This window comes from Clostridium formicaceticum (assembly GCF_001854185.1).
Taxonomy (GTDB): Bacteria; Bacillota; Clostridia; order Peptostreptococcales; family Natronincolaceae; genus Andreesenella; species Andreesenella formicacetica.
The window spans coordinates 455,125-468,161 of the sequence record NZ_CP017603.1; the positions used below are offsets into that span (position 1 = coordinate 455,125).

At 34.5% G+C, this 13,037-nt stretch carries 17 protein-coding genes; 1 reads left to right on the plus strand and 16 read right to left on the minus strand.

Features of this window, described 5'->3' with window-relative positions:
- Positions 1 to 5 precede the first annotated feature (5 nt).
- Both acpS and BJL90_RS02035 read right to left on the minus strand, forming a co-directional pair.
- A complete protein-coding gene (gene acpS / locus BJL90_RS02030) occupies positions 6 to 374 on the minus strand; it encodes a holo-ACP synthase (RefSeq protein ID WP_070963829.1) in 369 nt (122 codons plus the stop codon).
- Between the two features lie 19 nt (positions 375 to 393).
- Positions 394 to 1,017 carry a hypothetical protein gene (locus BJL90_RS02035; RefSeq protein ID WP_070963831.1) on the minus strand — a complete coding sequence of 208 codons (624 nt, stop codon included), beginning with the start codon at positions 1,015 to 1,017 and terminating at the stop codon, positions 394 to 396.
- Positions 1,018 to 1,295: 278 nt separating this feature from the next.
- On the opposite strand from BJL90_RS02035, the gene BJL90_RS02040 reads away from it, so the two are divergent.
- Positions 1,296 to 2,285, plus strand: a complete 990-nt coding sequence (locus BJL90_RS02040; protein WP_070963833.1) for a hypothetical protein — start codon at positions 1,296 to 1,298, stop codon at positions 2,283 to 2,285.
- Positions 2,286 to 2,373: 88 nt separating this feature from the next.
- Here the strand turns inward: BJL90_RS02040 and BJL90_RS02045 are convergent, their stop codons facing one another.
- The 14 genes from BJL90_RS02045 to BJL90_RS02105 all read right to left on the minus strand — a co-directional run bounded on the left by BJL90_RS02045 (position 2,374) and on the right by BJL90_RS02105 (position 12,952).
- The gene (locus BJL90_RS02045; RefSeq protein ID WP_070963835.1) at positions 2,374 to 4,206 is read right to left on the minus strand and encodes a complex I subunit 5 family protein; all 1,833 of its coding nucleotides are present in this window, start codon (positions 4,204 to 4,206) and stop codon (positions 2,374 to 2,376) included.
- A 62-nt stretch (positions 4,207 to 4,268) separates the two neighbouring features.
- Positions 4,269 to 6,302, minus strand: coding sequence for a complex I subunit 5 family protein (locus BJL90_RS02050; RefSeq protein WP_236905006.1), 2,034 nt, complete (start codon positions 6,300 to 6,302; stop codon positions 4,269 to 4,271).
- Between the two features lie 192 nt (positions 6,303 to 6,494).
- Entirely contained in the window at positions 6,495 to 7,979 is a 1,485-nt protein-coding gene (locus BJL90_RS02055; protein ID WP_070963838.1) for a complex I subunit 5 family protein, read from the minus strand.
- Positions 7,972 to 8,352, minus strand: coding sequence for a cation:proton antiporter subunit C (locus tag BJL90_RS02060; RefSeq protein ID WP_070963840.1), 381 nt, complete (start codon positions 8,350 to 8,352; stop codon positions 7,972 to 7,974). The genes BJL90_RS02055 and BJL90_RS02060 overlap by 8 nt, the downstream gene beginning before the upstream one ends.
- Positions 8,352 to 8,777 carry an MnhB domain-containing protein gene (locus BJL90_RS02065; protein ID WP_070963842.1) on the minus strand — a complete coding sequence of 142 codons (426 nt, stop codon included), beginning with the start codon at positions 8,775 to 8,777 and terminating at the stop codon, positions 8,352 to 8,354. The genes BJL90_RS02060 and BJL90_RS02065 overlap by 1 nt, the downstream gene beginning before the upstream one ends.
- 1 nt (position 8,778) lies before the next feature.
- Positions 8,779 to 9,078, minus strand: a complete 300-nt coding sequence (mbhE, locus tag BJL90_RS02070; protein ID WP_070963843.1) for a hydrogen gas-evolving membrane-bound hydrogenase subunit E — start codon at positions 9,076 to 9,078, stop codon at positions 8,779 to 8,781.
- Positions 9,075 to 9,314, minus strand: coding sequence for a hydrogenase subunit MbhD domain-containing protein (locus BJL90_RS02075; RefSeq protein ID WP_070963845.1), 240 nt, complete (start codon positions 9,312 to 9,314; stop codon positions 9,075 to 9,077). Before BJL90_RS02075 ends, mbhE begins: the two co-directional genes overlap by 4 nt.
- Before the next feature lie 36 nt (positions 9,315 to 9,350).
- Complete coding sequence (gene mnhG, locus BJL90_RS02080; RefSeq protein WP_070963847.1) at positions 9,351 to 9,641, minus strand: monovalent cation/H(+) antiporter subunit G; 291 nt, start codon at positions 9,639 to 9,641, stop codon at positions 9,351 to 9,353.
- Between the two features lie 13 nt (positions 9,642 to 9,654).
- Positions 9,655 to 9,921 carry an MrpF/PhaF family protein gene (locus tag BJL90_RS02085; protein ID WP_070963849.1) on the minus strand — a complete coding sequence of 89 codons (267 nt, stop codon included), beginning with the start codon at positions 9,919 to 9,921 and terminating at the stop codon, positions 9,655 to 9,657.
- 5 nt (positions 9,922 to 9,926) lie between these two features.
- On the minus strand, positions 9,927 to 10,448 hold the full coding sequence (locus tag BJL90_RS02090; protein ID WP_070963851.1) for a Na+/H+ antiporter subunit E: 522 nt from the start codon (positions 10,446 to 10,448) through the stop codon (positions 9,927 to 9,929).
- 250 nt (positions 10,449 to 10,698) lie between these two features.
- On the minus strand, positions 10,699 to 11,103 hold the full coding sequence (locus tag BJL90_RS02095; protein WP_070963853.1) for a hypothetical protein: 405 nt from the start codon (positions 11,101 to 11,103) through the stop codon (positions 10,699 to 10,701).
- A 14-nt stretch (positions 11,104 to 11,117) separates the two neighbouring features.
- A complete protein-coding gene (locus BJL90_RS02100) occupies positions 11,118 to 11,471 on the minus strand; it encodes a hypothetical protein (protein WP_070963855.1) in 354 nt (117 codons plus the stop codon).
- 12 nt (positions 11,472 to 11,483) lie between these two features.
- Positions 11,484 to 11,651, minus strand: coding sequence for a hypothetical protein (locus BJL90_RS21760; protein ID WP_156778688.1), 168 nt, complete (start codon positions 11,649 to 11,651; stop codon positions 11,484 to 11,486).
- An 851-nt stretch (positions 11,652 to 12,502) separates the two neighbouring features.
- Entirely contained in the window at positions 12,503 to 12,952 is a 450-nt protein-coding gene (locus tag BJL90_RS02105) for a CBS domain-containing protein (RefSeq protein ID WP_070963857.1), read from the minus strand.
- Between the last annotated feature and the right edge of the window lie 85 nt (positions 12,953 to 13,037).

A 13,037-nucleotide genomic window follows, 5' to 3' on the forward strand; every position in this document is an offset into this window, starting at 1 on the left:
TAAAATCATAATGCTATAGCTTGAGCCACAGCATATAGTTTACTATGGGATATTGATACCCATATTTCTTTTATATCTTTACTATATGCAATTTCAATAGCATTATTATGCAATTTTATGAGCGGTTTTCCTAAGGAATCTTTTTTTACTTCAATATCCCGCCATGCTAATCCCCGAATACCCGTGCCTAAAGCCTTTACTGCCGCTTCCTTAGCAGCAAAAAAACCTGCAATTGTAGAGGACGAATTATTTTTTTCTTCAAACAAGATTCTCTCTTCCTGTGTGAATACTTTTTCTAAAAACCTTGGATTTTTCTTCATCGCCCCTTCGATACGATGAATTTCTATAATGTCTATACCTAATCCTTTGATCATATTTTTACCTCACATTTTTTTAATCTTTTGGTGCAATTGAATAGTGCAAATCCAGTTTTTCCATCTCCTCATGCCCCATCATCATATGTAAGAAAGAGTATAGGGATTCAATCCTTTGTTCTACTTCTACTTTTTCATCCCTCAAATCCCCTAGTTTTTCTCTTAACTGCGCAATTTCCCTATCAATGGCTGATAGCTTACTATCATTGGTTTTTATATCCTTATAAGCAATTTTAATGGTTTCTTTTAATAAATGTAGATTGATTTCTTCTATGTCTATATGATGTGTATCTATACTTTCTTTTACTAAATCAATTTCAGCATTGATCCTATTAATATCCTCCCTGCAGGCTTCTAATTCCTCTAGAACATCTTCCTGTCCCTTTGTATTCAGTAAATCTGATAAGTGTAAAATTTTATTCATTAACTTTTCTTTGGTTTGCTTTAAACCATCTAGTTGCTGCACTAAGATTTTTTCTTCATTGACCAGGCCCTCTAAGCGTTTTGCTATTCCCTGCACGCCTCTAGTTTTATTGCCTTCCATAATATGATTCCATTGTTTATCCTTTATTAAAATAGGTATACGATTCTTTTTTATGATTTTTTCATCTATATTGATGTTGATAGCTCTTTTAAAAAACATGCTAATCCTCTTTTCTAATAAAATCAACGCTAACTTACTTGCTTCAGTTGTGCAATTATACGCTCATTTCAAGCATTTACAGCACTAAAGTTCCTTCCAAAAAAAGTCCTAAAATTTGCACAAATCCAGTTATATTATTTTATTCGTTATTTTCTTTTAGATTCCTTCTAGTTCTATAGTAGGATTTTAAAAGCTCTTTTTGTATTTATCTTTATTGTATCATTATTTTCTTGTTATGTTTTATAGGATTATGGAAAAAATATTGAAGAGGTGATACGATGACAAACAAAAAGACTATAAAAAACTTTCATCTTTTTGTAACAATATTATTGATGCTGATCCTATTTTTATCAGCCTGCAATCTCAATCCCCAAAGACCACAACAAAAGGAGGGAACAAATAAACCGCCAGAAGTCCCAACAGTATTAGACGAAATGTACACCGAAATCCTAACCCTTATGTATGATATTGACTCTATCGAAGGCATCCAAATAGGAATCTCTGAAAAAGAAAATCAGGAAGCCCCATCAAGTGAAGAAGCACAAATTCAAATAGAAACACAAGGAGAATTAGAGACAGAGGCAAAGATAGAACCCCCAAAAAATGATGAAGCGATAAGTGGTCAGGATATGACAAGATTTATTGAAAAAAATATAGTGGTTACTCCCTTATTAGAAGAAGAAGATATAGAGGGCGAGGCATCTGAAGTGGAAGCACCTCCCGAAGAAATAGAAGAGATTTGGTTTGAAATCAATAGTCAAATCCAGCAATTACATAGAAAATGGAATATTTTAGAAGCAGATTTGCGGGATGTTAATGCACCCCAAGACCAAATCAAAGCCTTTGAAGAGACTTTAACAACAGCTTCTTTAGAAGTCATGGAACAAAAAGTCATAGAAAGTTTACTCTCTCTCAATGAGCTTACACAGCATTTGGCTGATTTTAGAAATTCCTTTACCTCCAAAGTGCCGGGTCAAGTTTTCAAGATGAGGTATCATATCCGTCATAGCATCATTCACGCTTCCATCGAGGAGTATGATAAGGCACAGGAACAGATTGATAAAGTAAAAGAAATAAAGAATGGTTTGCAAGCAGAATTAGTTGAGATGGGGGCTACCCAAGTTCTTCAAAAATTTGACCTTTCTATTGAGGATTTAGAAAATCAGATGAAACTCAAAAACTTTAGCCTAGTGCAGACAGATGGAGCTATTGTTGTAAAAAATACTGTCCTTATGGAAGATGCTTATAGTAGTCATGTAGAAGAATAAGACCTTAACCTAGAAAAACACTTGATAAACCAATAGAGCTGCTTACAGTAGCTCTATTGGTTTGTGTCTTTTAGCTAAAGCAATTCACTTAAAATCCTGAAAACAGTAAAAACGCCAATATAACTGTTAAAAGAATCGCATAAATAAATACATCACCAAAAATAATTCTGTTTTCATATTCTTTCACGCAATAGTTAGGAAATTTTTCAACAAAAGTAGTCACAGGTGTATAAACATAGGTTTCTGTATTTGCCCAACGTGGTAAATGCAAATGGAATAAATGATATTTAGAGCCTATGATGAACATCCCGAAACCTAGTGTATACACACCTATCATTCCCACTAAATCTTTAGCATTCCAAAAGTTCATGTCTACAATATATTTTTCAATAAAGGTAGGACTGTAGGAGAATGCCGTCACTGTCGGTATAAATAGTTTATCTAACAACATATAAGGTCTCAGACCTATAATAACAATAAAAACGGCTAGTACCCCCATAGCCATATTCATTCTATGATGATCACCTTCTATATCCTGATATTTTTCCTTCATGTCCCCTAAAAAAATATAAGAGAAAAATTTAATAAAAGAGCAAACTGTTCCCGCACTAACAAGTTTAAAAAATAACTCTGCGTATTTAAAGGAAGGATGACCATATTCATAGGCCTCAATAATAGCATGATGAAGGATAGACTTACTAGCAAAGCCATTGAATCCTGGCATTCCTGTAATACCCAGCACTGCTATTAAACACAAAACTGCAGTGACTGGCATCTTTCTCCATAAGCCACCAAGTTCATACATATTTAATTCCTTCGTTCTCATATAGACAAGACCCGCCACCATGAAAAGCAATACTTTAAATAAAGAATGATTCAACATATGATAAATACTACCAATAAAACCCATGGGACCTTGATAGCCTAAATAGGCGGCTACACCAATCCCCATGATTACATAGCCCATCTGACTTACACTGTGATAAGCTAACATTTTTTTCATATTTCCTTGCTGCAACGCCATAAATACACCCACCAACATGGTTAAAATACCAAGCCATATAATAATGACACCAATGTGGTTAGACACCTGCCATATCAAACTACTTATAGTAGTTATATCACTTAAATCGACTGAAAAAATAACAGACACTACCTTCAACATACCATAAGCTCCTACCTTCATCAGAATACCTGAAGATAAGGCATTTACAGAAATTGGTGCTCCCCCATAAATTTTAGGCACCCAAAAGTGGAAAGGAAACATAGCACTTTTAATACCAAATCCAATAATTAGAAAGGCTGCAATAATATACTTAACAAAATTCATCTCAGTGAATTGAACAGCAAGATTCGTCCATTCAAAACTACCTGTATAAGCAGAAAGCATAAGAATACCACTTAAAATACTCAATCCCCCAATAATTCCCATATAAATATACACATTTCCTGCCTTCAACTGTTCTTCACCTCTATGATATACCATTAAAGCGTAAGAACTAAAGGTCATCATTTCAAAGAACAAGAAAAAACTTAATAAATCTCCAGCCATCAAAGTTCCTATCGTAGAAATATAGGTAATTGTATAAAAGAAGTAGTTGATTTCTTCTAAGCTATAAAAACCTATAATAAGCCATAAAACACCTGCCAGTAAGATAAAAAGATAATTTAATAGGTCAATTTTCAAGATGATACCCGTTTCAAAAATACTGCCAATCTCATAAATCACCGGACCCTTTAACACTTGTTTATAGGTCATAGCAACAAATATTGTCGTCAGTAATATAAAAGCCTTGACAACGTTTCTCCTGATTTTTGCACCTCTTTCACCCGTAAAGGGTATCACTAATACTTCTAAAACCGTAAACCCTACTACCAAAAAAGGCAAACCCATTCGTACAACCGCTGCACCTATATCCATCTTTATCCTCCTCTCTTGTATGAGTAAAACCAAGGGAACCCTAAAGGCCCCCTTATATTTCACTAACCAAATCTTACTAATAAAGCCAATGTTGTTACTAAGACAATGGCATAAATAATTACATCACTCTTAATAATAGCTGTTTCATATCGATCTGTAACAGTATGAGATATACCTAAAACCCCTTTGTACAATGGCTTATAGAGCATATTTTCTACACTTAACCATGTTGGTAAATGAAGATGAAATAAGTGGTACTTTTTACCTAGTACAAATATAGCTATACCTAGTAGATAGACCCATACCATACCCACCATGTCATGACCATTAAAGAAGTTCATATCTACAAGATATTTGTCTATAAAAGCAGGGTCATAGGTTAAACTCCTAGCTGCCGGTATAATAAACTGATTAAATATATACCCAGGAGATTGCCCGATGAAAATAATCAAAAGAGCTAATCCTGCCATAGCCATATCCATCATACCTTTTTCTCCCTCTATGTCCTTGTACTTATCAGGACATTTCCCTAGAAATACATAACTAAATAATTTTATAAAAGAACATACTGTTCCTGCACTTACAATTGTAAAAAGAATTTCTGCATATTTAAAGGAATGATGACCATACTCATAGGCCTCAATAATAGCATGATGAAGGATAGATTTGCTGGCAAAGCCATTGAACCCTGGCATTCCAGTTATTCCTAATGCCGCTATAATGGTAACAAAGGCTGTAAAGGGCAGTTTTTTCCATAACCCTCCCAGCTTATACATATCTAGCTCGTGGGTTCTCATATATACTAGCCCTACTGCCATAAATAGTAGTGCCTTAAACAAAGCATGGTTGATAATATGATAAATACTTCCGGAAAAACCCATTGCACCTTTATAACCTAAATAAGCAGCTACGCCTATACCCATAATGATATAACCCATCTGACTAATACTATGATAAGCTAACATTTTTTTCATATTGCTTTGCTGCAGTGCCATAAAAACCCCTACAAGCATGGTGATAATGCCTATCCAAATAATTAGTGCACCTAGTTTTTGAGATACCTCCCACAAAGGATCTTTATAACTACTGATCTCCTCTATACTGGGTACAAAGATACTGGTAGCTATCCTCAATATTCCATAAGCCCCTACTTTAATCAATATCCCTGATAATAGTGCACTGGCAGGGGTAGGCGCCACCGGATGAGCTTTAGGCAACCAAATATGCAAAGGAAGCATCCCCGCCTTTATGCCAAAACCAACAACAAAAAGAATCGTAATCAAATACTTTATCCATCCTAAGCCCTGTAATGCGGAAGCAAGAGGGACAAATTCTAAAGTATTGGTATGGGTAACCAACAAAATCATCCCTAATAGAATACATAGGCCACCACTTACCCCCATATAAATATAGCTATCTCCCGCCAATATCGATTCCTTGGACTGATTATGGGCTACCAACATATAAGAGCTAAAGGTCATCAGTTCAAAGAATAAAAACATCGTCAAAAGGTCTCCTGCCATAACTGTTCCCAAAATACCACCGAAGGTTACAGACATCCAAAGGTAGAAGCGATTGCGATGTCGCTCTATCCCCATATAATCATGGGCATAAATGCTCACCAAAAACCAAAGAATACCAGCAGTTGCTGCCATAAGAAAACTCAACATATCTACATGAAAAGTTAATCCGTATCCAAATAGACCACCTAGAGTATAGTGGATACTCCCTCGGGCCACCTGTGGATACATGGCTAAAATTAAGATAAAACTAATAAAGGTATTATCCACTACTGTTGAATCCCGTAGATTTTCAGATCTTCTTCCTAAAATGGCTTCTAATGGGCCTCCTATTAGAGGAAACATAATCACCACTAAAGGTAATGCTTTAAACCCTGTGATTGTTCCAACAAACTCCGGTCCTATTCTTATAACCCTTTGTAGAGCACTACCTTCCATCCGTGTTAAAATTACAAAAGCAAAAACACAAGCAATTGTAACGAAGAACACAAAAATACTGTTGATGCAGAAATAGTCTAAAGGATGCTTTTTAAAAGAATCTTTTAGGCCTTTCTGAAAGCCACCATTTTTTTTCATTGATTCTGAAGCTTTCATTAACAATACGCCTCCATCTAATTTAATCTCTTACTTAATTTTATTCTAATACATAATAATCGTACTATCAAAGGAAATTTATTAACATAAATTTCACAATAAAGTGCATTATTTCCTATATTAAGATAATACTTATCTACAGACATTAAAATTTAAGTTTAAGATGCATACCTACTATAGAAATGTCAATACAGCTCTTTCCACAAAATTCATTACAATTTGTGGGAAGAAGCCAATAATAATACAAAGTGCTGCTATAATTACCATAGGGATTGTCATACTTTTTGGCAATCCATCCCATACCATATCGTTTTTTCTCTCTTGACTTTCTCTTAAAAAGGCATTAATAATAATTGGTAAATAATAAACAGCATTTAAAAAACTACTGACTAAAATAAGGATTAAATAAATTGGCTTGCCTGCCTCTAAAACGGCAAAACTCAAATACCACTTACTCATAAATCCATTCAAACCTGGAATCCCGATCATAGCTAAAGCCGCAGTTGTAAATACCATCATCGTTATAGGCATCTCATAACCAATTCCTTCTAATTCTCGAATATCCCGCTTGCCTTTTTTATAAATAATAGCACCAGCACTTAAAAACAAAGCGGATTTCATTAATGCATGGGTCACTACATGAAATAGTGCGGCAGAAAAACCTCTTGTGGTTGCCAAACCCATTCCTAAAAAAATGTATCCAATTTGAGCTACACTGGAGTAAGCCAGCAGTCGTTTAATATCCTTTTGTCCGATAGCAAATACCGAACCCATAATCATACCTGTAACAGCAAAATAAGTAATAAACTGAGGTATGGCTATGGCCTGAATAATTTCCAAACCTACTACTCTAAATAACAGTTTCATTACAGCAAAGATATAGACTTTTACAACCAAACCTGATAACAAAGCACTTGAAGGCGTAGGAGCAGTAGAATGAGCATCGGGAAGCCAACTGTGGAGAGGAAAAACTGCTGCCTTAATACCAAAACCAGTCAAGATAAAACCTAATGCCACCAAAATATTTCGAGGATATAGCTGCCATGTTGCCATGATAATTTTGTGGTTTTCTGTCATGTTCAAATTACCAGTAACCATATATAGCAGCGCAAGTCCCATCAAAACAGATATCGATCCTATAGCTCCTAGCATCAGGTATTTCAAGGCCGCCAGTAGATTTTCTTTTTTCTTCTTTATAGAAATAATAGCACAGGATGTAATCGACAAAATTTCCATAAACACATATAAATTAAACAAATCGTTGGTCAAGGTAATACCAATCATTGAAAATAACATTAAAAATACTAAGGTATAATATCTTAAAATTTGTACTGCTAGTATCTCGTGTTCGATATCTTTTAAAGAATAAATTAAAATCAATATAGACATGGTTATAATTACAAAAGTCATAAAAGCAGAAAATTCGTCTATCATAAATTGTATACCTATAGAAGCCTGCCAATTACCAAAATTATAAACATATGCACCATGTTTTAACACATTGATAAGTGTTACTAGCGATAGTATCCAAGCAGCTACTAAAGAGGTTATGATAGAAAGCTTAAATTTTAAGTTGTATTCATTCTTTACTACTGGAATAATTACAGCAGTTATTAGCATTAAAAGCACGATATATACAGGAAAATGTATACTATTCATTCCTTCCCCCACTCCTTATTTTCATGATCTCATCAAGTTCAATTGTCCCATAGGCATCATAGATTTTAATGATGATACTTAATGTATAAGCAGTAATACTAACAGCCACTACAATTCCTGTTAAAATCATAGCAGAGGGCAAAGGATTGACATAAATCGTTTTAGAACCTCCTATTTCTAGAATAGGAGACTGTCCTCCAAATACGTAACCTATAGAAACAAAGAATAAAAACACGGAAGTTTCCATAATATTAACCCCAATGATTTTTTTGAGCAAATTAGAGTGCGTTAATACGGTATATAACCCAATGACAAATAAAAAAGCCGACCCAATATAATTGATGTTATCTATAATCACCTGTAACATATCCATTATAAGTCCTCCTCAATAAGGGTGTGAAAGAGAGTTATCATGGTACTTGCTACTTTGGCACCAATCCCTAGTGTTACTAAAGGTATCAGGCCCCCACTGACAATCCTTCCTGCATCGCCCATATAAAAACCCGCTTCTTTATTTGTCAAAAACTGATGCCCCATCCAAATTCCTATAAGACCTATGAAAATGTACCATAGAATTCCAACAGTTTCTACCTTAGAAGATATTTCATGAGGAACTTTTTTATGTCCTCTGTGTATCCCGAAGCACAAAGTGTATAAAATAAAACTGGCTCCTAGTATAGCACCACCAGCAAATCCTCCTCCAGGAGACAAATGACCATGTAGTACAATAAAAACACCATACACCTGAATAAAAGGAATGATGATTCTTGCTATCGTCTTTACAATTAAATCATCCATCTTAATGATCCCCCTTCTTTTTGGTCGCATCAACAGTTCCCTTTAAGACCGATATCACTGCCGCAATAGAAGTAAATAGTACCGTTGTTTCTCCCAATGTATCAAAAGCCCGATAATCGGTAATAATACTAGCTATAATATTTGGAGTATGGGTTTCATCTATTGATTCCTGAAGATAGTGCCGTGCTACTTCATTATAAGCAGGGTTTTCAATATCTCCTAAAGAAGGCATTCTAAAAATACTAGAAAGCATTACAATCAGAAGCCCCCCTAAAGCCAATAAAATAATTGCTTTTTTCACTTTTCCATCCTCCTTGTTTTACCAATTACTGCTACAAATAGAATCGTTGTCACACCTGCGCCTATTGCAGCTTCTGTCATAGCAATATCCGGTGCCTTTAATAACAACCAAAGTACCGCCATAACCAAACTGTAGGCAGCAAAAATAATGATAGCACTTAGTAAGTCCTTTGTACGTTCTACAGCAATAGCACATATGATTAAAAAGATGACTAAAATTACATTCAATGCTTGCATAGATTAGCTCCCCCTCCTTCATGGAAGATTTTCACTTTACTTATTTGTATTATCTTTTTTGTATGCTGCTTTTGAAATAATATGAGCTGCTGTAGGATTGGTGAGCCAAATAAATGCTAAAACAAAGATGATTTTTATACTGACCACGCTAAATCCCCTATAGAAAACAACTGCCAGCAGAGCTAGTCCAGCCCCTAAAGTATCACACTTTGTAGTAGCGTGCATACGACAGAAGGCGTCCGGCATACGAATTAATCCCAATGTCCCTACTAGGAAAAAGAAGGCACTTCCACAAAGTAAAAAGATAACAATTCCATTTATAATCAATCGAATTCACTCCTTATAAGAGATTCCCTTTTTCAATATATTTAGAGACACAAATAGTAGCGATAAAACCCATCATAGAATAGATTAAAGCTACGTCAATAAAAGCGTCCTGATTGGTTATAATCGCTAGAAATACAATCAGAACAGTAACTTTAGTAGATACAACATTGATGGCTACTACTCGATCTATAGCTGTAGGGCCAGCATAAGCCCGGTAAAGACAGGGAAAAGCCATTAAAGCTAGAAAAATTGAAATAGCAATATACCCGTGAATAACCATATCTCCTACTCCTCCCTTTTCATCCTATCATCATCTATCAAGCAACAGTAGTGCTCGATGATGGAATCTGTCATTCCTTCAGCTGCTTCTTTCGTTATAGCATGTATAACAAAAGCATCCTCCTCAACGTCAACTGTCAGAGTCCCTGGTGTCAAAGTTACCGCATTTCCATAAATCACCTTAACAACATCATTCTTTAACATCATAGGAACCTTTATAAAACAGGGTGTTATAGGTAATGATGGGTTCAATACGATCAATGCTACATCTATATTGGCCTTGACAATTTCTTTTAACAAGGTCAATATAAACCTTAGAAAAATCATTAGTTTATTGAAGTAATAGAGAGGCATTTCTTTTGCTGTAAAGGAGACATCGCTAGAGTAAATTACCACTATGAAACATACAACCACACCTATAATAATAGATTCAGCGGCAATTCTAGGCGATAATATCAGCCAAAAGAAAAATAGCGGTAAAAATAAATACATGTTTTTTTTGCTAAACCGAGATTCTCTGTCTTTCATTCTTTTTCACCTCTAATCTTGTTGAATTTTTAACTTTTTAGCACACTTCTCTTTATTTAAATAAATCAGCAAATGATTTATCCAAATTAATTATTAATTAATAATTATAACACAAAGCCACAATAAAATCTATAAAATAAGACTACAATTCAGGTGGAGTTTTTACGCCCACTGAATTGTAGCCGGATTTACTTCGAGAATATCGTGCTTGATCTTCCACTTGTAAAAGTAGAAGTCTTAGCAATACAACTTACTCTGCTGCTCTCTCTTTTTCTTGAGCCGATGTCATAGCATAAAGCTTTTTTATACCTAACCAAGTTAAACAAGAAATAGCGGCGATCGTTCCTAGCTTTCCTCCAACCCCTGCATAAGCTGTTGTGGTAGCTATAAAAACAATCCCTGCTATGAAACCTACCGCTACCATCTCAGAGATTTTAGGAAACTTTGTTACAGCAACCATCCCTGCATAGGAAGCACAAGTCGCCATAACAGCTAGTGTAGCGCCTTGTTCAGGAAAAAAATGAGGAAAAATAAAACCTGAAACCAAAGTAACAATAGCGGAGCCAAATACTGCTCCTTTATTCATATGAATACTTATATAATATGTTGCTAAGGCTGCACCTATAGAAACCAATATAATTGCTAATTTATCCATTGATCCTCACCCTCCTAAGCGAAAAAGTTCATAATTGCTCTTGTAACCTGTACCGACATGGCTGCAGTAGTTCCACCCTTGCCTCCAACACCTGCATAAATTTCTGTTGAGAAGACAAGTACAATACCATTAATAATGCCCCCTATCGCTGCAGCAATAGGCGAGGATAGTACAGCTAATCCAGACATTCCAACGAAGGAAGCAATATAAGTCGCAGCGGCAAGTGGTGCTGGTAATAATATGGCTGCCAATACCCCTATTAAACCATTAGCAACAATAGCTCCATAGCCCATTTTATGATTGATATACCATGTAATTGTTGCCCCTATGCAGGCACATATAATTGTATACATTTTATTCTTATCCATCTTCCATCCCCCCTATTTACTCAACTCTTTAAAATGTCCAAACAATGAAATTCCGTAAAAAATAGCTATGACCAGTAAAATAATTGCATTCAAGGTGTCTTGACTCCTAATGATTGCTGTCGCCATCAAACCTACCCCCGTTGCCGCATATGCTGCTAACCAAAACATTTTTCTAACCATAAAACCCTCCCCTTCATTTAAATAAATTTTTATACCTTTATATATTTTTTATTTAGGCCTAACTTTATAAAAACGTTTATCATGCATAGAAGAAATTTTAAGTTGGATTTTAAGTTACTATATTCATTGTTTGTTATTTATCTATCACTCTTTTGCAAAAAAGAACCCGTTTATTTATATATTTAGTATACTATACCGTTTTATAAAATCAAGTACAATATCCATTCGTGTAAGAATTACAAAAATAAAAACACAAGCGATTGTAATCGAGAACACAAAAATACTGTTGATGCAAAAATAGTCTAAAGGATGCTTTTTAAAAGAGTTTTTTAGCTTTTTTAAAACCCTCGCTTTTTTTCATTGATTCTGAAACTTTCATAGACAATTCGCCTCCATTCAATTTAATCTCTTACCTAATTATATTTTCAATATATAATTAAGATAAAAGCATACTCCATATACTTTGTATAAAATACATTCTTAATTTGGGCTGGACTTTTGTATATAGAAACGTTGTCATTTAGAGCATAAAAAAATCAATATCTATGTTTGTTATTTATTTGTCATTATTCCGTAAATAAAAAAAGATATTTGCTCTTTTGAAGAAAATTGTAGAAAATTCAGTTTTTTTGTTTGAAAATTTTTTCATTACTTCTATAAATTACCTTTTTTATGCTTATTTAATAATATATCATAATTTATTGGCAAAATCAAGAAATATTCCTTTGGCCATATAAATACTAAAATATGTACTCAATCAATTCATGTCTATTCCTTCTTAGCAGTTTAATCATTTATTCTAACCAATGTATTTCTATCAGCATAAAAAAAGAGTTTATGCAGGGCACTATTTACTGCCCCGCATAAGCTCTAATAATATCCCGTCTGCTAACGATGCCCACTAATTTATCTTCTTTTACAACAGGAACCCTATTAATGCTCTTTTCTACCATAATTGTAGCAATCTCCTCCATACTTTCTTCATGGTCCACTACCACTACCTTCTCTGTCATAACATCTCTTACCCGATAACCAGCCATTTTTTTTATTTGTTCCTCTAGATTTTTAGGATTTTCCAAAAAGATATAGCTGTCCAAAAGAGTAAAGTAAGCAGGAATATGCAAGTTTTTACTACGATAGATCAAATCTCCTTCTGTAATAATGCCTATCACCCGATTTTCCTCGTCCACTACCGGCACGCCGCTGATGTTGTGTTCTAATAAAAGCTTTATTACATCTTCTACAGTATCATCTTTCTTTACAGTAATTACTTCTTTCGTCATAATGTCCTTTGCCAGCATCCTATCACCGCCTTATCAACTTTCTTATCTATATCTATAAGATACCCATATTTCTCTTAATTAAAAGTATTTTTTATCTATAAAA

What these genes read in the sequence shown, in the direction of transcription:
- BJL90_RS02075 (WP_070963845.1), bottom strand. Translation starts at nt 9,314, where the DNA reads ATGCAAGCATTGAATGTAATTTTAGTCATCTTTTTAATCATATGTGCT.
- BJL90_RS02045 (WP_070963835.1), bottom strand. Translation starts at nt 4,206, where the DNA reads ATGGATATAGGTGCAGCGGTTGTACGAATGGGTTTGCCTTTTTTGGTA.
- BJL90_RS02035 (WP_070963831.1), bottom strand. Translation starts at nt 1,017, where the DNA reads ATGTTTTTTAAAAGAGCTATCAACATCAATATAGATGAAAAAATCATA.
- BJL90_RS02105 (WP_070963857.1), bottom strand. Translation starts at nt 12,952, where the DNA reads ATGCTGGCAAAGGACATTATGACGAAAGAAGTAATTACTGTAAAGAAA.
- BJL90_RS02085 (WP_070963849.1), bottom strand. Translation starts at nt 9,921, where the DNA reads ATGGTTATTCACGGGTATATTGCTATTTCAATTTTTCTAGCTTTAATG.
- BJL90_RS02060 (WP_070963840.1), bottom strand. Translation starts at nt 8,352, where the DNA reads ATGGATATGTTACAGGTGATTATAGATAACATCAATTATATTGGGTCG.
- acpS (WP_070963829.1), bottom strand. Translation starts at nt 374, where the DNA reads ATGATCAAAGGATTAGGTATAGACATTATAGAAATTCATCGTATCGAA.
- BJL90_RS02050 (WP_236905006.1), bottom strand. Translation starts at nt 6,302, where the DNA reads ATGAAAAAAAATGGTGGCTTTCAGAAAGGCCTAAAAGATTCTTTTAAA.
- BJL90_RS02090 (WP_070963851.1), bottom strand. Translation starts at nt 10,448, where the DNA reads ATGAAAGACAGAGAATCTCGGTTTAGCAAAAAAAACATGTATTTATTT.
- BJL90_RS21760 (WP_156778688.1), bottom strand. Translation starts at nt 11,651, where the DNA reads ATGGTTAGAAAAATGTTTTGGTTAGCAGCATATGCGGCAACGGGGGTA.
- BJL90_RS02055 (WP_070963838.1), bottom strand. Translation starts at nt 7,979, where the DNA reads ATGAATAGTATACATTTTCCTGTATATATCGTGCTTTTAATGCTAATA.
- BJL90_RS02065 (WP_070963842.1), bottom strand. Translation starts at nt 8,777, where the DNA reads ATGGATGATTTAATTGTAAAGACGATAGCAAGAATCATCATTCCTTTT.
- BJL90_RS02095 (WP_070963853.1), bottom strand. Translation starts at nt 11,103, where the DNA reads ATGGATAAATTAGCAATTATATTGGTTTCTATAGGTGCAGCCTTAGCA.
- BJL90_RS02040 (WP_070963833.1), top strand. Translation starts at nt 1,296, where the DNA reads ATGACAAACAAAAAGACTATAAAAAACTTTCATCTTTTTGTAACAATA.
- BJL90_RS02100 (WP_070963855.1), bottom strand. Translation starts at nt 11,471, where the DNA reads ATGGATAAGAATAAAATGTATACAATTATATGTGCCTGCATAGGGGCA.